This is a genomic window from Pseudomonas sp. NPDC088414, from assembly GCF_044753325.1.
Classification (GTDB): Bacteria; Pseudomonadota; Gammaproteobacteria; order Pseudomonadales; family Pseudomonadaceae; genus Aquipseudomonas.
In genome coordinates this window covers 1-20,512 of the sequence record NZ_JBIVMY010000045.1, presented here as the reverse complement: position 1 = coordinate 20,512, position 20,512 = coordinate 1, and the positions used below count along the sequence as shown (strand labels likewise).

Sequence of the window (20,512 nt, the reverse complement as noted above, 5' to 3'; positions counted from 1 at the left end):
GGGTGCCGGTTTACATGCCCTGCCCCACGGGTAGAATGGCGCCCTTCCTCCTTCAGCCCGAGCGGACTTCATGGCGTTGCCGACCTTACGGATCATTGGTTTCATCATCGGCATCTTCCTGATCACCCTGGCCATCGCCATGGTCGTGCCCATGGCCACCCTGGTGATTTTCGAGCGCACCGGCGATCTGCCGTCGTTTCTCTGGGCGAGCATGATCACCTTCGTCGCCGGCCTCGCGCTGGTGATTCCCGGCCGCCCCGAACACATCCACCTGCGCCCGCGCGACATGTATCTGCTGACCGTCAGCAGCTGGCTGGTGGTGTGCATTTTCGCCGCGCTGCCGTTCTTGCTGACCCAGCACATCAGCTACACCGACTCGTTCTTCGAAAGCATGTCCGGTATCACCGCCACCGGCTCGACCGTGCTCAGCGGGCTCGACACCATGTCGCCGGGGATTCTGATGTGGCGCTCGCTGCTGCACTGGCTCGGCGGGATCGGCTTCATCGGCATGGCGGTGGCGATTCTGCCGTTGCTGCGCATCGGTGGCATGCGCCTGTTCCAGACCGAATCCTCCGACCGCTCGGAAAAGGTCATGCCGCGCTCGCACATGGTGGCGCGTCTGATCGTGGCGGCTTACGTCGGCATCACCATCCTCGGCAGCCTGGCGTTCTGGTGGGCCGGGATGAGCCCGTTCGATGCGATCAATCACGCGATGTCGGCGATCTCCACCGGCGGTTTCTCGACCTCCGACCAGTCGCTGGCGAAGTGGACGCAACCGGCGGTGCACTGGGTGGCGGTGGTCATCATGATCCTCGGCAGCCTGCCGTTCACCCTGTACGTCGCGACCATGCGCGGCAATCGCAGGGCGCTGATCAAGGATCAGCAGGTGCAGGGTTTGCTCGGCATGTTGCTGGTGACCTGGCTGGTGCTCGGCACCTGGTATTGGTGGACCACCAAACTGCATTGGCTGGAAGCGCTGCGGCACGTGGCGCTGAACGTGACCTCGGTGGTCACCACCACCGGTTTTGCCCTCGGCGACTACAGCCTGTGGGGCAACTTCTCGCTGATGCTGTTTTTCTATCTGGGCTTTGTCGGTGGCTGCTCCGGCTCGACGGCGGGCGGGATCAAGATCTTCCGTTTTCAGGTCGCCTATATCCTGCTCAAGGCCAACCTTAACCAGCTGATTCACCCGCGTGCGGTGATCAAGCAGAAATACAACGGCCACCGGCTCGACGAAGAGATCGTGCGTTCGATCCTGACCTTTTCGTTCTTCTTCGCCATCACCATCTGCGTGATCGCCCTGCTGCTGTCGCTGCTCGGCGTGGACTGGATGACCGCACTGACCGGCGCCGCCAGCACCGTGTCCGGCGTCGGCCCGGGTCTGGGCGAAACCATCGGCCCGGCAGGCAACTTCGCCACCCTGCCGGATGCGGCCAAGTGGATCCTGTCGTTCGGCATGCTGCTTGGCCGACTGGAGATCATTACGGTGTTTGTGCTGTGTATTCCGGCCTTTTGGCGTCATTGATCGGCGCCTGCAACAGTCGCGCCCGGTAATCGCCGGGCGTGGTGTCGAACCAGCGACGGAACGCGCGGAAGAAGTTGCTCGGATCGGCAAAACCCAACAGATAGGCAATCTCCAGCAAGGTCATGCTCGGCTGCGCCAGGTACTGCTCGGCCAGTTCGCGGCGAGTGTCGTCGAGCAACTGCTGAAAACTGGTGCCCTCCTCCTGCAACCGGCGCTGCAAGGTGCGCTGCGACAGATGCAGGGTCTGCGCCACCGTATCGCGCTTGGGCTCGCCCTGCGGCAGTAAACGGCACAACACCTGGCGCGCCTTGTGGGTCACGCGACTTTCAGAGAATCGCGCCAGGTATTCCCCGGCAAACCGGTCGTGCAGCAGCGCCATGGCTTCGTTGGCGGTGGGCAGCGGTGCTTCCATATCGGCGCGTTCGAAAATCAGCGCATCGTACGGCGCGTTGAACATCAGCGGCGCGTGGAAGGCTTGTCGGTAGGGTTGCAGGTCTGCGGGTTCGTCACCCTGAAACAGCACTTTGACCGGGTGCAGGGTGCGCCCGGTCAACCAGCCGCACAGGCCAAGCGCACAGGCCAGCGAGGCTTCGGCGCTCTGCCGGGTTGGCGGCAGGTGATCGCCATGCACCGTCAGAATCAGCGCATAGCCTTCTTCGAGCAGACGAAAACTCAGGTCGGCGCTCTCGGCGATAATCCGCTGATAACGCACCAGGCGTTGAAAGCCTTCGGCCAGGGTGTTGCTCGACATCAAGGCGTAGCCGGCAACGTGGAACGAGGCCGGGCGCACCACCTTGCCCATGTTCAGGCCGATCGCCGGGTTGCCGGACAGCTCGACCGCCCGTTGCCAGAGGCGGGTCATGGAATCTTGCGGGAAGCGCGCATCCGGATCATTCAGGGCGGCGTAATCGAGCCCCAGTTGCTTGAACAGTACCCGGCAATCCAGGCCGTCCATCTCCAATGCTTTGACAATCCCCATCGCCCAGCTTGCAGAAGTCGTTCGTTCGCTCATGGCGTTATTCTTTTACATGATGGATCGCATGTTACGACCCGATTTGCGAAGGATACTAAAGTGGCGCCCATTGTCACTGGCTGATGCCAGTGTTCACTCTAGACTCAAATAAGCTACCCGCCGAACAACTTGCCGTCAGAACAATAACCACAGAGATCGCGGTCGTGGAAAACATCAAGCAATTCAATACCTTCGCCGAGTTCTATCCGTATTACCTCAGCGAACACGCCAACAGCACCTGCCGACGATTGCATTTCATCGGCACCACGCTGGTGTTTTTCATCCTGGCCATGACCATCGCCAAGGGCGCATGGCTGTTGTTGCTGGCCCTGCCGCTGGCCGGTTACAGCTTTGCCTGGATCGGGCATTTCTTCTTTGAAAAGAACCGTCCGGCGACTTTCCAGCATCCGCTGTACAGCCTGCTCGGCGATTTCGTCATGTACCGCGACATGATCCTCGGCCGCGTGGCGTTCTGAAACCCGACACACCCGGAGGCTTGCCGATGAACGCCAATGCCCGCTTCACCCACATGCAGGACGGCACCCCGGAAGACTGGGCGATCATCGCCGCCGACTTCAGCGCCTACGCCCGGCAATTGCCGTCGCGGATCGTCGCGCACCTGAAATTGCTGGAAGGTGATTTCGGCGGTTTCCCGGTGGATCGCCTGACCCACTCGCTGCAAACCGCGACCCGCGCCTATCGCGACGGGCGTGACGAGGAATACGTGGTCTGTGCGCTGCTGCATGACATTGGCGACACCCTCGGCTCCTACAACCACCCGGACATCGCGGCGGCGATTCTCAAGCCGTTCGTCAGCGCCGAGAACCTGTGGATGGTCGAGAAGCACGGGATCTTTCAGGGTTACTACTTCTTCCATCATCTGGGCATGGATCGGCATTTGCGCGAGCAATTCGCCGCGCATCCGCAGTATCAGGCGACGGCGGAATTCTGCGCCAGGTACGATGCAGCGGCGTTCGACCCGGCCTATGAAACCCTGCCGCTGAGCTTCTTCGAGCCGATGCTGGAGCGGCTGTTTGCGCAGCCCAAGCACTCGATCTACAAGGCAGCGATGGAAGAGCACTCCCCGGCGTAAGGCGAACCGCTGCGCGGTTCATCGCGAGCAGGCTCACTCCTACAGTTGACCGCGTTCCAACTGTAGGAGTGAGCCTGCTCGCGATGAGGCCTTCCCTGACAACCCAACACTCAGGCGATCTCAGCGACCTTGGCCGCCTTGAGCTGCGCCTCCCGCGCTTGCGCATCGGCCAGCCGATACAACTCGATCGTGCCGTCCCAGTGTTCGATCAGCGCCGTGCACGACTCGACCCAATCGCCGCAATTGAGGTAGTCCACCTCGCCGACCTTGCGGATCTCGGCATGGTGAATGTGCCCGCAGACCACGCCGTGCAATTCACGCTTCACGCATTCGTGGGCGATGGCTTCTTCGAAGTCGCTGATGAAACTCACCGCCGTCTTCACCTTGTGTTTCAGGTAGGCCGACAACGACCAGTAACCGTAGCCATAACGGGCACGCCAGTGATTGAGCCAACGATTGAGGGTCAGGGTGAATTCGTAGGCCGAGTCGCCGAGAAAGGCCAGCCAGCGGTGGTAGCGGGTGATCACGTCGAACTGGTCGCCATGGATCACCAGCAGGTGCCGGCCATCCGCCGTGACATGCACGGCCTCGTCGACCAACTGGATGTTGCCGAGAATCAGCTTCGAATAGCGGCGCAGGAACTCATCATGATTGCCGGTGACGTAGATCACCTCGGTGCCGCGCTTGCTCATGGTCAGCAGGCGGCGGATCACGTTGGTGTGGGCTTGCGGCCAGTACATGCCGCCGCGCAGCTTCCAGCCGTCGATGATGTCACCGACCAGGTAGATCTTGTCGGCGTGGTAGCCCTTGAGAAATTGCGACAAGTGCTCGGCCTGGCAATCCCGCGTGCCCAGGTGCACGTCGGAAATCCACAAGGTACGCACCCGTTGTTTGCGGCTGGGTCTGGCGAGCTCGGCGCTGGTCATGGGCAACCCTCTGCGATGTTTTCGCCACTGTGCACGTGCCGGGTGAATCGACCATGACAGGCAGGCGTCAGTCGTGTGACAGCGCGCAAGCCCGTCGCCCCGGTGTAGACTGGCGCTCACTTCGGAGACCTCTGCCATGCGCCCGATCCTCACCCTGCGCCAATACACCCACGACCTGATCGTCCACAGCCACGACCACGCGCAACTGGTGTTCGGTTTGTCCGGCGCGCTGGATTTCGAAGTCGAGGGTCAGGGCAGCCAGGTGCGCCAGCAGAGTTTCGTGGTCGTCCCCGGTGGCGCACATCACGCTTGCGGCAGCCCCGATGGCAGTCGTTGTCTGGTGCTGGACGTGCCCGACGGGCAATGGCTGAACGAGTCGCTGGGTGAGCATGCCGATGCCAGCCAGCGTTTGCTCGACCAGCCTGCGCGGTTGTCTCTTGATGCGGGACAAAGCCAATTGGTCAGCTGGCTGGCGAACAGTCCGGTCAGTGATCCGTTGATTGCGCAACAAGGCGCAGTCTTGCTGCTGGCCAGCCTGAATCACGCCAGACCTGGCGAACTCTCGGCACGGCGCCTGCCCTACGCGGCGCTGGATGCGCACATCGAGCAACACGCCGCCTACCCGCTGCAAGTGGCCGATCTGGCGCAGATCGCCGGGCTGTCCAGCGCTCGCCTGCACGCGCGGTTCATGGCCGAATGCGGGCAAACGCCGATGGACTACATTCGCAGCCGACGCCTGCACAAGGCAGTAGGCTTGCTGCGCGAGACCGCGTTGCCGATCGGCGAAATCGCCAGTCGGGTCGGTTACAGCTCGCAAAGTGCCTTCTCGGCCGCCGTGCTGCGAGAGTTCGGCGCCTCACCCGGCCAGTTGCGCCGCGACTCCAGCGACAAAAAACGCTAGTTCGCCGACAGACTTCTGCGCCGTAACACGCTTCAATGTGCTTCACCTGTAGGAGCTGCCGCAAGCTGCGATCTTTTGACTTTGGCTTTTCAAGATCAAAAGATCGCAGCCTGCGGCAGCTCCTACATTTGAAAACGTGTTCGGATTAAGGATTGCAATGACTCCGCGTACCGCCCTCGGCGCCCTGCATATTGGCGCTTTGATGTTCGGCCTGACCGGTGTGTTCGGCAAACTCGCGGCTGCCTCGCCGGCGGTGATCGTCTTCGGACGCGCTGCATTTGCCGTGCTCGCCCTGGCCTTTTTCGCCCGCTTCGCCAGTCAGCACGGCTGGCGGAAACTGCAGGCGGTCGACTGGCGGCGCCTGGCGCTCAGCGGCGTGTTGCTGGCCGGGCACTGGGTGAGTTTTTTCATCGCGGTGAAGATCGCTGGCGTCGCCATCGCGACCTTGGGTTTTGCCAGTTTCCCAGCGTTCACCGTGATTCTCGAAGGGCTGATCTTCCGCGAACGCATCCGCGCCAATGAAATCGTGCTGGTGGTGCTGGTCAGCGTCGGTCTGGTGCTGGTGACGCCGGCGTTCGATCTGGCCAGCGGCGCCACCACCGGGTTGCTCTGGGCGGTGCTGTCGGGTCTGCTGTTCGCCCTGCTGTCGCTGACCAATCGTGCCAGTTCCGGACGCATCCCGGCGGTGCAGGCCGCGCTGTGCCAGAACGTGGTGGTGGCGCTGTGTCTGCTGCCGGTCGCGGCCCCGCAACTGAGCGAAGTACGTGCATTGGACTGGCTGTGGATCGCCCTGCTCGGGGTGTTCTGCACCGGCGTCGCCCACAGCCTGTTCGTCGCCAGCCTCGCGGTGATCAAGGCACGCACTGCCGCCGTGGTGTTCGCCATGGAACCGGTTTACGGCATCACCATCGCCTGGCTGCTGTTCAATGAAAACCCGACGCTGCGCATGCTGCTCGGCGGCGCGCTGATCATCGTCGCCATCGTGGTCTCGGCGCGGATGTCAGGCAGCGCCGACAAGAAAACCGTGGCTGCCGAAGCCGCGTCTCACTGAGTGCGGTCGTTGTGACCGAGGTCGCGGTCAGGATCGATCTGATCGCGCACTCGCTGCTTGAGCACCTTGGCCTCGGGAAAACCGCCGTCGGCCTTGCGCTCCCAGATTTGCACGTCGTCGCAGCTGATGTGAAATACCCCGCCGGTGCCCGGCACCAGCGAGACCTTGCCGAGGTCGTCGCCGAAGGTGCTGAGCAGCTCCTGCGCCAGCCACGCGGCGCGCAGCAGCCACTGGCATTGGGTGCAATAAGTGATGACGATTTCCGGTTTTGCAGCAGACATGTTCGCTGAAACTCCTGAGACAGAGGGCGCCGCTATAATAGCCGGCTTTATCGCTTGCCCCGAGACTCACCATGCGCCGTTTGCTGTTCTGCCTGCTGCTTGGCTTTCTACCCCTCTTTGCTAATGTCACCGTGCATGCCGCCGAAGCCCCCCGCCCGAAAGTCGGCCTGGTGCTGTCCGGTGGTGCCGCACGTGGCCTGGCGCACATCGGCGTGCTCAAGGCCCTCGAGGAACAAGGGATCAAGATCGATGCGATTGCCGGCACCAGCATGGGCGCGGTGGTTGGCGGCCTGTATGCCTCGGGCTACAAGATCGACGAACTGGAAAAACTCGCGCTGAACATCGACTGGCAGCAGGCGCTGTCCGACGCACCGCCCCGCGAAGACGTGCCGTTTCGACGCAAGCAGGACGACCGTGACTTTCTGGTGAAACAGCAACTGAGTTTTCGCGATGATGGCAGCCTCGGCCTGCCACTGGGGGTGATTCAGGGCCAGAACCTGGCGCTGATGCTGGAGAGCCTGTTGGCGCACACCAGTGACACCCGCGACTTCGACAAGCTGCCGATCCCGTTCCGCGCCGTGGCCACCGACATCGCCAACGGCGAAAAAGTGGTGTTCCGCAAAGGTCATTTGCCGCAGGTGATCCGCGCCAGCATGTCGATTCCGGCGGTGTTTGCCCCGGTCGAACTCGACGGGCGGCTGCTGGTGGACGGTGGCATGACTGACAACATCCCGCTCGACGTCGCGCGGGAAATGGGCGTCGACGTGGCAATCGTGGTCGACATCGGCACCCCGCTGCGCAACCGCAAGCAATTGACCACCGTGGTCGATGTGCTGAACCAGTCGATCACCCTGATGACCCGGCGCAACTCCGAAGAACAACTGGCCGCCCTCAAACCCACCGATGTGCTGATCCAGCCGGCGCTGGCGGCATTCGGCGTCACCGATTTCGGTAAAGCCCAAGAGATGATCGACGCCGGTTACCGCGCCACGCGGATTCTCGACGCCCGCCTCGCTCAACTCAAACCTCACGAATCTCAGGACGCCGAACTGAACGCAGCCCGTGCCCCGGGCCAGCGCACGCCGATCATCACCGCGATCAGGGTCGAGAACGACTCGAAAGTCGGCGACGAAGTGATCCGCTATTACATCCGTCAGCCGATCGGCGAGCCGCTGGACCTCGGTCGATTGCACTCGGACATGGGCACGCTGTACGGCCTCGATTACTTCGAACAGGTGCAATACCGCGTGGTGCACAAGGGCCAGGATCACACCCTGGTGATCAGCGCCCGGGGCAAACGCAGCGGCACCGATTACCTGCGGGTCGGCCTGAACCTGTCGGACGACATGCGTGGTGACAGCGCCTTCAACCTCGGCGCCAGCTACCGCATCAACGGGATCAACCGCCTCGGCGCGGAATGGCTGACCCGGGCGCAGATCGGTGACAAGCAGGAACTGTATACCGAGTTCTATCAGCCACTGGACGTCGGCTCGCGCTACTTCGTCGCCCCGTATGCCGCGTTTGAAGCGCAGAACGTCGATTCAATACTCGACAACGATCCGATCGCTCAATACCGCGTCGAGCGCTATGGTTTCGGCCTCAATTTCGGTCGGCAGATCGGCAACAACGGCGAAATCCGTTTCGGCGTCGGCGAGGCCTGGGGCAAAGCGGATGTGCGAATCGGCGATCAGGATCTGCCGAGGGAAAACTTCACTGAAGGTTTCTACTCGCTGAAGTACTCGTTCGACTCGCTGGACAACGTCTACTTCCCCCACGAGGGCAAGGACGTGAGCCTGACCCTGATGCAATTCGAACCGGGTCTGGGTTCGGACACACGCTACCGACAATGGGAATTCAAGCTGGACAAAGCCATGAGCCATGGCCCGGATACGCTGATTCTCGGCGGCCGTTATGGCCGAACGCTGGACGATGCCAATGTGGTGACGTCGAGTTTCCTGCTCGGTGGTGCGCGGCAGTTATCAGGCTTTCGCGAGGATTCGATTTCCGGGCAGAACGTCAGCCTGATGCGCGCGGTGTATTACCGCCGGTTGACGCCGCGCTCCTACCTGCCACTGGACTTCCCGCTGTACGCCGGGGCTTCGCTGGAACGTGGGCGGGCGTGGAACAACGACAATGAATTCGACAGCGGCTACATCAATGCCGCCAGTGTGTTTATCGGTTTCGATACGCCGCTGGGGCCGCTGAACTTCACCTATGGCTTGAATGATGCGAATGAGCAGGCGGTTTATCTGAATCTGGGGCAGACGTTCTGAGTACTCAGGTGGATTGATGTTGTCGGCGCTGACGCCTTCGCGAGCAAGCTCGCTCCCACAATGAAACGCATTCCAACTGTGGGAGCGAGCTTGCTCGCGAAGGCGTCAGTACAGGCACCGCATCAGCCAATGGCACTCAGATCAGCGGATACCTGCCAATAACGTCCGCGCCGTTTGCTTGAGGGGCTCGTCCCCTTCCTTGAGCAACTCATTGAGCAAGGCAATCGCGCTGTCGATATCCCCGTCATCAATGCAGGTCTGCGCCTGTTCGAGCTTCTCGGAACCGTGTTCCGGCTCAGTGCCCCCAAGCTCCAGCGGTTCCAGTGCCAGCGACTCGCCCGGATCACCGAACTCGTTAAGAAAGTCATCGTCCAGCGGCTGTGCGTCCGGTTCGGGGATCCACTCCAGCTCCGCCTCTTCGCTGGCCACCGTTTCGGGCAGCTCGAAGTCCGGCGGCAGGATTTCAAGATCGGAGTTCGATGCAGTCCGTTCTGCGGGCGGCTCAGGTGTTGAACGACTGTCTTCAAGATCCCAACTGGACGCCATCGACAGCTCACCCAGATTCAATTCGAAATCATCCTCGGGCGCCGATGGCTCAGGCGCCACCGCTGTGGCTGCGACCATCGACACCGCCGGGGTTATCGGCGCAGCGCCGGTCAATTTTGGATGCCGCTCACGGATCGCGGCCAGCTGCTGCGGATCCACCCCGGCATCACGCAGGCGGTGTTCCTGTTGTTCATAAGCTGCGCTGTCCCCTTGCCGCCCCAACACTTCGAGCAATTGCACACCCAGCTCCGTACGCTCTGGCTCCTTGTCCATGGCATTGCGCAACAGCCCGACCGCCTCACTCAAACGCCCATAGGCCAGATAGATCCCCACCGCCTCCAGCACATCGCCGGCCGCCGGTTCTTCGCGGTGTTCGGTGGAGGTTCGAAGGCTGGCGGATTGTGTGGCTGGCGGGTCTTCAGGATCTGTTTGCCGAACGGCGGGCAGAGCTGCCAGTGGTGCCGTGACCTCCGCCAGTTGCCGGCGACGTCGGACGAAAAGCCCGGCACCCAACAATCCCAACAGCACCAGCAAGCCACCGAGCAGCGGCCAGTTGAGGCCATCGTCGGCAGCTTCAGGCGCGGTGGTGACTGGCGCGGGTATTGGCGGCGTGATGGCTGGCACCGGTGGCTGTTGCAGTTCGCTCAATCGCGTTTGCAGATCACTGATCTGCTTTTTGCCGTCGGCAATCTGCACATCCTGCGCCTGCAGTCTGGCGTTGAGTTCGTCGACGGTCTTTTGCAGTTGCTGATTGAGCAACACGCTGGCCGCCAATTGCTCGGCCACGGCATCGTTGGCTGGCGCAGCAGCCGGAGGGGCAGGCGCTGAAGGGGCGGCGTCGCGTTTGCCCTGGGCAGCCTGAGGCGCCGTCGTGGCGGGTTCGACGGTGGGGAATTCAGAGGATTGCGGACGTGGATCGGGTTCGTCGGTGGCCGGCACGATGCTCGGTGATCCGGGCGGATCGATCAGCAGCGTGTACTCGCGCAGCAGGCGACCATTGGGCTGATTGAGCTGCACCAGAAAATTCAGAAAGGGTTCATTGACCGGTTTGCGCGAGGTCACCCGGATCATCTGGCGATTGCCATGCAGGATCGGGGTGAACTTGAGGTCATTGAGGAAAAACACCCGCTCGACCCCGGCCCGGGCGAATTCATCGGCCGTGGCGAGGCTGGCCGAGAGGTCGCCGGCACTCAGGCCAACGGCATCCACCAGCGCGATGTCGGCCTTGAGCGGCTGATTGAGGGCCGAGTGGACGGTGATGTCGCCCAGCCCCAGTGCCATCGACCAGGTCGAATAGCTGAATACACCAGCGACCAGCAGCCATCTGGCGCCACCGCGCAGTACAACGTGCCGACTTGCGAGCATGAGCATCCCTTAAATAAGCAAAACCGGTTTCTATGCGTTCGCACATCCGGTACGAACACGATATTGCCCAGTAGTTCTTATAGTCTGCTCTGCGCGATCCCTCAAAAAACCTGCGCGCGGTTATGCCTCAAGATTTTTCCAGGTTGGCCAGAATATGCCCGTGAACGCGCATGCACACCTTCAAATCGGCCTCGTCGACGCCTTCGAACAATTCGTGACGCAACTGTGTAGCGATGGTTTCGATTTGTTCGATCAGCGGCAGTGCCGGGGCGCAGAGCACGATTTTTTTTGCCCGGCGGTCTTCCATCACCGACTGACGTTGCACCAGGCCCTGGCTTTCCAGGCTGTCGAGCAAACGCGCGAGGGTCGGCCCTTCGACACCGACGCTTTGCGCCAGCTCGCGTTGGGTCGGCGCGTCTTCGAAACGTGCCAGGTGCAGCAGCACCAGCCAGCGTGCCTGGGACAAGCCCAGACCGGCCAAGCGGCGATCCAGTTCGGCACGCCAGCCTCGGGACATCTGGGCCAATTGCATGCCAAAGCGGTGTTGATCGGTTAACGGCATAAAACACTCATGAGTAGACTGACAAATAGAGAAAAACTAATTATTAGTCAGCTAAGCATGACCTTTGGCTATAGGCAAGAGCCGACCTGTACTGAATCGTTACAACTGCCTGACGGTTGGCGCAAACGCCCTCTTACATTTCAAACTCGGATTGCAACGCAGCCCTTACGCAGTAAAGAACGCCCTCCGGCACGCGACCGGCGAACAGTTCGGCCACTTCGGCGACCGACGGTAACTCGCCCTCGCCGTCGAGGAACGCGTCCTGCACTTCGCCCATCAGTTCTTCCGGCAAGTCCAAGGCCTGCTCCAGCGACAACTGCTGTTTGCCAATGGCCTCGGCGAGCATGGTGTAGACGTTCTTTTCCGAGCACTGCAGTTGCCCGGCGATCTGCATCGGGGTCATGCCAGCGCGGGCCAGGGTGATCAGTTCGTGGCGCACGTCGGCCACCGCTTTCGGCGCTTCGGCCTCGCCGCCAAGTACTTCGAGGAAAGCCTCGCCGTAACGCTCCAGCTTGCGTGCACCGACGCCGCTGACCCGGGCCATGTCGGCCAGCGAGGTCGGCTGGCTGCGGAGCATTTCCAGCAGGGTCGAGTCGGGGAAGATAACGTACGGCGGCACACCATGCTCCTCGGCGAGTTTGCGCCGCAGCGCACGCAGGGCTTCCCACTGTTCGCGCTCTTCGCCACGCACCAGCTGACTGGCCGGGCTCTTGCTGGCGGTCTTGGCGGTGACCTGCGGTTTGAGGTCGCGGCGCAGTTCCAGGGACACTTCGCCCTTGAGCAATGGCCGGCAGGTGTCGCTCAGGCGCAGGCCACCGTAGCCTTCATGATCGACGTCGGCCAGACCACGCGCCACCAGTTGCCGGAACAACGAGCGCCATTCGCTCTCGCTCAGCGCCTTGCCGACGCCGTACACCGACAGATGCTGATGGCCGAAGCTGCGCACCTTCTCGTTGTCCTTGCCCAGCAACACGTCCACCAAGTGGCCGACGCCATAGCGCTGGCCGGTGCGATAAATCGCCGACAGCGCCTGGCGCGCCGGCTCGGTGGCGTCCCAGGTCTGCACACCGTCGACGCAATTGTCGCAGTGGCCGCACGGCTCGGGCATGTCTTCGTCGAAGTACGCCAGCAGGGTCTGCCGGCGGCAGCGGGTTTCTTCGCAGAGCGAGAGCATGGCGTCGAGCTTGTGCTGCTCCAGACGCTTGTGACGCTCATCGCCTTCGGAGTTCTGCAGCATCTGCTTGAGCATCACCACGTCCTGCAAACCGTAGGCCATCCACGCGTCCGCCGGCAGGCCATCACGGCCGCCGCGCCCGGTTTCCTGGTAATAGGCCTCAAGGGATTTCGGCAGGTCGAGGTGCGCGACGAAACGCACGTTGGGCTTGTCGATGCCCATGCCGAACGCCACGGTGGCGACCATGATCAGGCCTTCCTCGTTGAGGAAGCGCTTCTGGTGGTAGGCGCGCAGATCATTGGGCAAACCGGCGTGATACGGCAGCGCCGGGAAGCCCTGCTCGCTGAGGAACGCGGCGACTTCTTCAACCTTCTTGCGCGACAGGCAATAGACGATGCCGGCATCGCTGCGCCGCTCGGCAAGGAACGCCAGCAACTGCTTGCGCGGCTGCTCCTTGGGCACGATGCGGTAAAAGATGTTGGGCCGGTCGAAGCTCGACAGAAAGCGCTCGGCGTTCTGCAGGTGCAGGCGGGTGACGATTTCTTCGCGGGTGCGCTTGTCGGCGGTGGCGGTCAGGGCGATGCGCGGCACGTCGGGGAACATTTCCGCCAACTGGCCCAATTGCAGGTATTCCGGCCGGAAGTCGTGGCCCCATTGCGACACGCAGTGCGCTTCGTCGATGGCGAACAAGGCAATGTTCAAGCCCTGCAGGAACGACAGCATGCGCGGCTGCACCAGACGCTCGGGCGCCAGATACAGCATCTTCACCTCGCCGCGCTTGATCCGCGCCGCCAGATCGCGCTGCTGTTCGGCGCTCAAGGTGGAGTTCAGTGCAGCGGCAGCCACGCCCAGCTCTTCGAGGGTGGCGACCTGATCGTCCATCAGGGCGATCAACGGCGACACTACCACCGCCAGGCCTTCGCGCAGCAGCGCCGGGACCTGGAAGCACAGGGATTTGCCGCCACCGGTAGGCATCAGCACCAGCGCATCACCGCCGCTGGCCACGCGCTCAATGATTGCACCCTGACGGCCACGGAAACTGTCGTAGCCGAAGATGTCCTTGAGGACGCGTTGAGCCTGTTCGAGCATAAAAACTCCAAAAATCTACCGAAACATCCCTGCACAGGCTGGTTCAGGACAGCCACAGCTGCTTAAACAAAACGTAAGAGCGCATTGCCAGACCACCGCAATACGAGCAGGGAGCGCAAAACGCGGCAGTATACCCGAGCCCTCCCCGGCAGGGGGTGCCGCTGAGAAGACTCATTCCGCCACACTGCCTCGCTTTCCCATGTAGGAGCTGCCGAAGGCTCGGGCCGCGTTCGGACGATCTTTTGATCTTGATCTGGATCTTGAAAAACAAAATTAAAAGATCGCAGCCTTCGGCAGCTCCTACAGGGATGGGCGGTGGATCTGCGGGCCGTGGCGGGGCAAATCTGCCGTGCGGCTGGCTTGAGCGCGCAAGAAGGCCTAGAATTCCCGCATTGTTTATTCCCCCAAGGTAGCCCCGTAATGTCCTTCGCTGAGCAACTAACCCGCCTGCAAGTCTTTCTCGACGCCGACGAGCTGCACGAAGAGGCGCTGGATTACGTGGCCGCCCACGGTTACCTGACCGCCCTGTCGATCTGTGCAGAAGATGTACCGGAGCGTGAGTGGATCGACGCCCTGTTCGCCGAAGAGCCGCATTACAGCAGCGAGGCCCAGCGCGAAGAGATCGAAGCCACGCTGATCGGCCTCAAGGCGCACATCGCCCGTCAACTGGCGTCCGACGAAGAATTCGAACTGCCGTGCGACCTGGACCTGGGCGACGAGCCGGACGACTCCGAACTGCGCGGCTGGTGCATCGGCTTCATGGAAGGCGTGTTCCTGCGTGAAGCGGCCTGGTTCGAGACCGCCGAAGAAGAAGTCAGCGAAATGCTCCTGCCGATCATGGTCGGTTCCGGCCTGTTCGACGAGCAGCCAGAGTTCGAAGACATCGCCAAGGATGCCAACCTGATGGACGACATGATCGTGCAGATCCCGGAAGCCCTGACCGCGCTGTACCTGCTGTGCCAGGCCCCGGACGAAAAACCGGCGATCCTCAAGCCACGCCATCACTAAGATCCGGCCTATGGACAACCCCATAGGCAACCGCCCCCTGATGTTGCGCTACTTGCTGCTGGCCATCGGCTGGCTCAGCGTGGCATTGGGAGTGATCGGGATTTTCCTGCCGGTTCTGCCCACCACTCCTTTCCTGCTGCTCGCCGCAGCCTGCTTCGCGCGCAGCTCTCCACGTTTCTATCAATGGCTGGTCGAGCATCCGAAGCTCGGGCCATGGATCCGCGACTACCTCGATGGCAACGGCATTCCGCTCAAGGGCAAGGTCTACGCGATCGGCCTGATGTGGGCGAGCATTCTGTTCTCGTGCTACCTGGTGCCCCTGCCGTGGGCGCGGGGGTTCATGCTGACCAGTGCAGTGTTGGTGACGGTGTATATCCTCAAACAGAAAACCTTGCGCAATCCCTGATTTCACCCTGCTCTCACTCTCGTAAAAGCGACCAACCGTTCATCGGATATACCCGCCCACCTGTTATTTCTGACAGTAGCCAGTCCCTCCCCGTCAGGCCTTAAATCACTCCTGCCCCTGATCCACAGCTCGAACTTTCAGAGGCAGAAATCCTTGAGTTCACGGGCGCACCAATCTGGATGGAGTTGATCATGTTCACTTTCCGTCGGTCCCTGTTCCCCAGTCGCAATGAACTGCCCGCCCCGTTGTCAGGATTGTACCCACCCTACTTCGCCGACATGGTCATCCCGGTGCCGGGTGCTGACGGAGGGATCAACAAAAAAGCATTTGAGGCGTTCCCTGACGGTCTGTTTGCCCTTATCGACCCCTACCTAGGCATGGCGATCGATGATCTGCTGGAAGTTTTCCTGAATGACGAAAAGGTCGCCGAACTCAAGGTCAGCGATGAACACCTCAATCAGCGATGGTTCTTCTTCGCTCCCAAGGACGGGTTGCTACCGGGATTATTCACCTGCCACTACCTGTTGACCCGCGCCGGCGAAACCGTGCCCGACTATCCATCGGCCACATTGACGCTGTTGCTGGAAATCGACGACCCGGCCGGTGACGACAAGCGTCCCTTCGAGCCTTGGCATTCGGAGCTGAAGATGGTCGGGTTACCGCAGGATGTCATCGATAACGGTGTGACCAAGCCGTGGCTCGACACGGGCGTGCCAATGACCATCACGCGCTATCCGAATATCGCGGAGGGCGACATCATTCTCGCAATGTGGGGTAGCGTTTTTCTTCTGCCACATGTGCTGACAGAGGCAGAAGTGGAAGGCACCGTCGACATTGTCGTCATGGCCCGGCCCGAAGATATCCTCACGGCCGGTGACAGTGCGGCAATGAAGATCCACTACGATGTTTGCGATGTGGTTTACAACTGGAGTGTGAAGTGGTCAGAAGCTACCTTCGTGCAAGTTGATGCCGGGGTATCACGTCTCGATGCGCTCATCATCAAGGAAGCGGATGACGGGAAAATCATCCTTGCGGACCTGGATGCCAACCCGGTCACCCTGCAGATCCTGATCAAACCCAACGACGTCTTCACTGCCGGTGACACGCTCGTGATCACTGTAGTCGGCACGCCGATTCCCGGCAGACCACCTCAGACATTCAGCGTTGAAGCCATCGTCCGCAACCCGCCCTATTTGCATGAAATCCCGGTTGCCTACGAGTTCGTGAAACTCTTTGCCCAAGGCACCCTCGACGCCTCCTATGCATTGCGCAAGCAGGATGGCAGCCCGACGCTTTATTCCAGGCGCACCTTCGCTACCGTGATCGGTAATCCGTCTTTGCTGCCGGCTCCGACCATCAACGAGGTGGTCGGGAACATTTTGCCGGTCACGGTAATGGCGGCATCCGTGGTGGTCAGGTACCCGGGTATCCGCAATGGCGATCACCTGACGTTGATCTGGCTGGGCAAAAAGTCCAACGACGATGCCTACCTGCACGAAGAAGAGCACACCGTCTCAGGTGAAGAGCAGAAAGCCGGCGAGGTGACGATTTACGTCAGCAGCGAGCACGTTTTAGCGCTGGACAACGGCAGCCTCAAACTGCAATACCGGGTATTCAACGATGCTACCGGCCAGTATGGAACCAGTGAGTCCGAGTTTCTGCGGGTCAGCGTGGGCACATGGCAAGCAACGCTTCCAGCGCCCAAGGTCGAAGAAGCACCGGATGACATTCTCGATCCGTCTCAAACAGACAAACTGGTGCATGTGCTGGTCAGACCGGTGGACTGGGTCAAGGGCGATACGCTGACTTACCACTGGATCGGGGTCACCCTTTACGGCAGCACCACCGCAAGCGTGCCGATCACCCTGGCAACAGTCGGCCAACCCGTAAGGTTCCGCGTGGACAAACGCTATGTCTCGGCCAATATCGGCTACTACGTGACCGTCATCTACACGTTGCTGCACGCTGCCTCCGGGGAATACAGCTATTCCGCGCCTCTGGAGGTGATGGTCGGCATCCCTCTGGGCAAATTACCGCCACCTACGGTTGTCCAGGCCCCCGGCGGCATGCTGAATCCGATGGACGCACGTAATGGCGTGGACATCGATTGCAGCTACGCGACCATGGACACCTTGCTCGACACACTCGGATTGAAATGGCGGGGCACGCCAGGCGCCGGGACCTCGGAAGACCTGGAGAAACCCGCCGAGGCCACCGGCACCGTGAGGTTCCACCTGCCACCTTCGTTTGTCGGCGCCAATATCAATCGCGAGGTTGCGGTCAATTACGACGTCCAGCGCTATGGCTTGTGGACCGCTTCGGAAACCCTCCCGCTGAAAGTTCTCACTTTTCAAGACCCTGAAACGGAGCTGCCAAGACCCGAGGTTCCACAGTCGACCGCAGGTGAGTTACTGGTAATGGAGCTCAGCGGGAACGCGAACGTACTGGTCAAGGCATGGCCGTTTATTACCTTGAAGCAACGGGTCTGGCTGTACATCGAGGGCCTGGCCAGCACGGGCGCTTATCGAATCGATCTGCTCAGCGCGCATGAAGTGAACTCAACGCAACTCACTCAAGGTCTGAATGAAACCCTGCTCAAGACGGAACTGCTGAAATTGCTTCACGGCTCCAACGCCATCGTGGTTTGCAAAGTCATTTTCGATAACGGCACGGATGAAGATGCCGCGATCGTTTTCCCGAAACTGCCGCTGATCATTCACCAGCACTACGAGTACGTCACACCCGTCATCACCACCGTGAAGACGGCACAAGGCACGGTCATTCCCGAAGCGGGCCAGACCTATGACAAACGTGTGACGATCGAAGGGACAGCCACGCGGGCCGAAGAAGTCGATGTCCAGATCAATGGCGTATCCAAAGGCATGCCAAGCGTGGATGCCAGCAGCAAATGGACATTGACGGTGGATTTGATTGAGGGTTTGCAACGGGTGGAGGCAATTGCCCTATACGACGTCGATGACAAAATCAGCGAGCCGCGAACCTTCACGATTGCTGTCGCTACGAAGCCAAGCATTACCGCCGTTACGGACGCCAACGGTCCCGTTGATGACAACGACACGACCTATTTCACTGAGGTCACCGTATCGGTTCACGCGGACAGTCATCAGGTGGTGCAGCTTTACGACGGGGCAACGGCAATCGGAAACCCGATAACACTTGGCGGCAATGGCGAAGGAAGCACCCGGCTGCAGAATCTGACGCCAAGGACTTACCCGATCAAAGCCAAGGCAACCTATGGCGATCAACTGGAGTCGACAGTCCGGACATTTAAAGTGGCGCAAGCTACGGCGCCAGCCATATCTTGGGTGCGCGACTCAAAAGGTGATATCAGCAACAATGGCACGACGTTCGAAACCGGCGTGACCATCATAGGCACTGCCGTCGCCAACCAGCGTATCCAGATTTACAACGGCACGACGCCCATTGCACCCGACACACCCGTCGACAACAATCGGGACTGGACCAAGACGCTGACCAACCTGACCCCGTCCGTCTACCGAATCCTGGCAAAGGGACTGTACGGTAGTCAGCCAGAATCTGCGGTTAGAGTTTTCACTGTGCTGGAAGCGTTGGCTCCAATCATTTCCCTGATCAGTGATTCAAAGGGAGAAATCCCTCCCAATGGCACAACGTTCGACGCCACGGTGACGGTTACCGGCACTGCGAGTAACGGCCAGAGCGTGCAAATCTACGATAACAACACGGCTATCGCTCCCGTCACACCTGTAGATTCCAGTGGTAATTGGACCAAAACACTGACCGGTCTGAGCGCCATCACCCATACCATCAAGGCCAGGGCTTTGTACGGTACGCAACCGGAATCTGCGACTCGTGCCTTTACCGTGGCAGTTTCTACGACTCCTCGTATCGTTTCCGTCACCGACGTCAAAGGCCCCATTGGCCACAATGGCACGACTTACGAAAGCGAGGTCACGGTAACCGTCAGTGCGGACAGCAATCAGCGTGTCCAGCTATACAACGGTGCAGCACCCATTGGTGCGCCGATACCACTGGGCCTCAATGGCAGCGGCAGCATTCGACTTGCCAGCCTCAGTCAGAACACCACCTACACCCTCAAAGCCAAAGCACTCTATGGAGGTCAGCTTGAGTCACCCCTTCACTCATTTACCGTCAGGGCCCACCGCACCACTACGCTGACTTCGGTCCGGCATTCAGGCGGCGAACTGGGCCCGGACGGGACAACCACCGATACCTCGGTGGTCGTGAGCGGAGCAGCAACGCCGCTGTACAGCGTGCAGGTTTTTCTCAACAACGTGGCGGGGCAAATCGTGCCTGCCAACGGCAGCGGTGACTGGTCACTCAGCCTCGGCATTCATCTGGGCTCGAACACGGTGTACGCGAAGTCGGTAGCCAACAATCAACAGACCGCATCGCGCAGTTTTATTCGGGAAAATCCGTTGGCACCGTTGAACTTCAATACCAGCCCGGTCACGTTGGGTGGCAAGACTTACATCATTCCGGGCAACCCCGAAGTTCTTCCTGCTTTCGACTCTGGTAACTCGGTGCGACATCAGGCCTCCGGTGGCCTGCCAGGTTATACCTATGTCTCAAGCAACACGGGAGTAGCGGTAGTCGATGGAACCGGGTTAGTGACCGTGCGCGGCAGGGGGGTAGCGACCATCACCGCCCGAGACAGCGCCAACCAGTCCAAGAGCTACAACGTGACGGTGACGAACGTAATCCACTGCATAGGCTTAGGGAATGCAACCTGGGGGCAAGCCAACTCATCGGCCGCGTCGGCAGGCGCTCGGATCCCCAGCATGGCGGAGTTGTACGAAATACATGTGGCTTATGGAAGTCGGTGGCCCATGGGAAATCATCATTACTGGTCAACCGATGACAGTAACTATTGGTGGCCATATCCGGCAAAAAAAACCAGGTATCTGGTTTCAGGAGGTGAAGGATCCGCCACAACAGGGGGTGGTTATTCTAACGTTGTAGGCATTCGCTGATGAAGGGGACAACGGCCTTCGCTGGCCGTTGTCTTTTTGGCTGAGAAACACCGTAAAGCGAATCCAAGGGTGTGACCGCTGGTCGAAAATCCCTACTCACCTGTCAGATCTGACAGTAGCCAAATCCCCCGTCTGATCGCTCAATCACTCCACCGCCCACACCGTTCGGCAGGAGTTCCCGTCATGCTCGTCCAACCCAAAAAGGCCATCAGTACACGCGCGCTGCTCGACCCCGAAATCCCCGGCGCCAAGTTGCTACCGGACGGCAAGTGGGCCATCAACCGCGCCGCCGCACTGCTCAATTTT

General features: G+C 60.6%; 15 protein-coding genes. 9 read left to right on the top strand and 6 right to left on the bottom strand.

The window, feature by feature from the left end:
- Nucleotides 1-70 precede the first annotated feature (70 nt).
- Nucleotides 71-1,525 carry a TrkH family potassium uptake protein gene (locus ACIP8I_RS25465; protein ID WP_400764663.1) on the top strand — a complete coding sequence of 485 codons (1,455 nt, stop codon included), beginning with the start codon at nucleotides 71-73 and terminating at the stop codon, nucleotides 1,523-1,525.
- Here the strand turns inward: ACIP8I_RS25465 and ACIP8I_RS25460 are convergent.
- Nucleotides 1,482-2,537, bottom strand: coding sequence for an AraC family transcriptional regulator (locus tag ACIP8I_RS25460; protein ID WP_202962693.1), 1,056 nt, complete (start codon nucleotides 2,535-2,537; stop codon nucleotides 1,482-1,484). The two genes, ACIP8I_RS25465 and ACIP8I_RS25460, sit on opposite strands and share 44 nt — an antisense overlap.
- Nucleotides 2,538-2,701: 164 nt before the next feature.
- Between ACIP8I_RS25460 and ACIP8I_RS25455 the strand changes: the two genes are divergently transcribed.
- The gene (locus ACIP8I_RS25455; RefSeq protein ID WP_400764662.1) at nucleotides 2,702-3,013 is read left to right on the top strand and encodes an Mpo1-like protein; all 312 of its coding nucleotides are present in this window, start codon (nucleotides 2,702-2,704) and stop codon (nucleotides 3,011-3,013) included.
- Between the two features lie 26 nt (nucleotides 3,014-3,039).
- Nucleotides 3,040-3,630, top strand: coding sequence for an HD domain-containing protein (locus ACIP8I_RS25450; RefSeq protein WP_400764660.1), 591 nt, complete (start codon nucleotides 3,040-3,042; stop codon nucleotides 3,628-3,630).
- Nucleotides 3,631-3,740: 110 nt separating this feature from the next.
- Here ACIP8I_RS25450 and ACIP8I_RS25445 read toward each other — a convergent pair whose 3' ends face one another.
- Nucleotides 3,741-4,556 (bottom strand): UDP-2,3-diacylglucosamine diphosphatase, encoded by an 816-nt coding sequence (locus tag ACIP8I_RS25445; RefSeq protein WP_041073087.1) that lies wholly within the window; start codon nucleotides 4,554-4,556, stop codon nucleotides 3,741-3,743.
- Between the two features lie 136 nt (nucleotides 4,557-4,692).
- On the opposite strand from ACIP8I_RS25445, the gene ACIP8I_RS25440 reads away from it, so the two are divergent.
- The gene (locus ACIP8I_RS25440) at nucleotides 4,693-5,457 is read left to right on the top strand and encodes an AraC family transcriptional regulator (RefSeq protein WP_400764658.1); all 765 of its coding nucleotides are present in this window, start codon (nucleotides 4,693-4,695) and stop codon (nucleotides 5,455-5,457) included.
- A 157-nt stretch (nucleotides 5,458-5,614) separates the two neighbouring features.
- On the top strand, nucleotides 5,615-6,508 hold the full coding sequence (locus tag ACIP8I_RS25435; protein ID WP_400764656.1) for a DMT family transporter: 894 nt from the start codon (nucleotides 5,615-5,617) through the stop codon (nucleotides 6,506-6,508).
- On the opposite strand, the gene ACIP8I_RS25430 is transcribed toward ACIP8I_RS25435, so the two are convergent.
- On the bottom strand, nucleotides 6,502-6,789 hold the full coding sequence (locus ACIP8I_RS25430; RefSeq protein WP_367083761.1) for a SelT/SelW/SelH family protein: 288 nt from the start codon (nucleotides 6,787-6,789) through the stop codon (nucleotides 6,502-6,504). The genes ACIP8I_RS25435 and ACIP8I_RS25430 overlap by 7 nt on opposite strands.
- Nucleotides 6,790-6,860: 71 nt before the next feature.
- On the opposite strand from ACIP8I_RS25430, the gene ACIP8I_RS25425 reads away from it, so the two are divergent.
- Nucleotides 6,861-9,062, top strand: a complete 2,202-nt coding sequence (locus tag ACIP8I_RS25425) for a patatin-like phospholipase family protein (RefSeq protein ID WP_400764654.1) — start codon at nucleotides 6,861-6,863, stop codon at nucleotides 9,060-9,062.
- 141 nt (nucleotides 9,063-9,203) lie between these two features.
- Here ACIP8I_RS25425 and ACIP8I_RS25420 read toward each other — a convergent pair whose 3' ends face one another.
- The 3 genes from ACIP8I_RS25420 to recQ all read right to left on the bottom strand — a co-directional run bounded on the left by ACIP8I_RS25420 (nucleotide 9,204) and on the right by recQ (nucleotide 13,798).
- A complete protein-coding gene (locus tag ACIP8I_RS25420; RefSeq protein ID WP_400764653.1) occupies nucleotides 9,204-10,973 on the bottom strand; it encodes a FimV/HubP family polar landmark protein in 1,770 nt (589 codons plus the stop codon).
- Between the two features lie 127 nt (nucleotides 10,974-11,100).
- Nucleotides 11,101-11,535, bottom strand: a complete 435-nt coding sequence (locus ACIP8I_RS25415) for a MarR family transcriptional regulator (RefSeq protein WP_007962151.1) — start codon at nucleotides 11,533-11,535, stop codon at nucleotides 11,101-11,103.
- 133 nt (nucleotides 11,536-11,668) lie between these two features.
- Nucleotides 11,669-13,798, bottom strand: coding sequence for a DNA helicase RecQ (gene recQ / locus ACIP8I_RS25410; protein ID WP_400764650.1), 2,130 nt, complete (start codon nucleotides 13,796-13,798; stop codon nucleotides 11,669-11,671).
- A 420-nt stretch (nucleotides 13,799-14,218) separates the two neighbouring features.
- On the opposite strand from recQ, the gene ACIP8I_RS25405 reads away from it, so the two are divergent.
- The 3 genes from ACIP8I_RS25405 to ACIP8I_RS25395 all read left to right on the top strand — a co-directional run bounded on the left by ACIP8I_RS25405 (nucleotide 14,219) and on the right by ACIP8I_RS25395 (nucleotide 20,206).
- Nucleotides 14,219-14,806 carry a YecA family protein gene (locus ACIP8I_RS25405; RefSeq protein WP_007962155.1) on the top strand — a complete coding sequence of 196 codons (588 nt, stop codon included), beginning with the start codon at nucleotides 14,219-14,221 and terminating at the stop codon, nucleotides 14,804-14,806.
- A 10-nt stretch (nucleotides 14,807-14,816) separates the two neighbouring features.
- A complete protein-coding gene (locus ACIP8I_RS25400) occupies nucleotides 14,817-15,212 on the top strand; it encodes a YbaN family protein (RefSeq protein ID WP_400764649.1) in 396 nt (131 codons plus the stop codon).
- A gap of 191 nt (nucleotides 15,213-15,403) precedes the next feature.
- Complete coding sequence (locus ACIP8I_RS25395) at nucleotides 15,404-20,206, top strand: Ig-like domain repeat protein (RefSeq protein WP_400764648.1); 4,803 nt, start codon at nucleotides 15,404-15,406, stop codon at nucleotides 20,204-20,206.
- Nucleotides 20,207-20,512: the final 306 nt, after the last annotated feature.

Coding starts and splice junctions, on each gene's coding strand:
- ACIP8I_RS25465 (WP_400764663.1), top strand. CDS start 71: ATGGCGTTGCCGACCTTACGGATCATTGGTTTCATCATCGGCATCTTC.
- ACIP8I_RS25460 (WP_202962693.1), bottom strand. CDS start 2,537: ATGAGCGAACGAACGACTTCTGCAAGCTGGGCGATGGGGATTGTCAAA.
- ACIP8I_RS25450 (WP_400764660.1), top strand. CDS start 3,040: ATGAACGCCAATGCCCGCTTCACCCACATGCAGGACGGCACCCCGGAA.
- ACIP8I_RS25445 (WP_041073087.1), bottom strand. CDS start 4,556: ATGACCAGCGCCGAGCTCGCCAGACCCAGCCGCAAACAACGGGTGCGT.
- ACIP8I_RS25440 (WP_400764658.1), top strand. CDS start 4,693: ATGCGCCCGATCCTCACCCTGCGCCAATACACCCACGACCTGATCGTC.
- ACIP8I_RS25435 (WP_400764656.1), top strand. CDS start 5,615: ATGACTCCGCGTACCGCCCTCGGCGCCCTGCATATTGGCGCTTTGATG.
- ACIP8I_RS25430 (WP_367083761.1), bottom strand. CDS start 6,789: ATGTCTGCTGCAAAACCGGAAATCGTCATCACTTATTGCACCCAATGC.
- ACIP8I_RS25425 (WP_400764654.1), top strand. CDS start 6,861: ATGCGCCGTTTGCTGTTCTGCCTGCTGCTTGGCTTTCTACCCCTCTTT.
- ACIP8I_RS25420 (WP_400764653.1), bottom strand. CDS start 10,973: ATGCTCGCAAGTCGGCACGTTGTACTGCGCGGTGGCGCCAGATGGCTG.
- ACIP8I_RS25415 (WP_007962151.1), bottom strand. CDS start 11,535: ATGCCGTTAACCGATCAACACCGCTTTGGCATGCAATTGGCCCAGATG.
- recQ (WP_400764650.1), bottom strand. CDS start 13,798: ATGCTCGAACAGGCTCAACGCGTCCTCAAGGACATCTTCGGCTACGAC.
- ACIP8I_RS25405 (WP_007962155.1), top strand. CDS start 14,219: ATGTCCTTCGCTGAGCAACTAACCCGCCTGCAAGTCTTTCTCGACGCC.
- ACIP8I_RS25400 (WP_400764649.1), top strand. CDS start 14,817: ATGGACAACCCCATAGGCAACCGCCCCCTGATGTTGCGCTACTTGCTG.
- ACIP8I_RS25395 (WP_400764648.1), top strand. CDS start 15,404: ATGTTCACTTTCCGTCGGTCCCTGTTCCCCAGTCGCAATGAACTGCCC.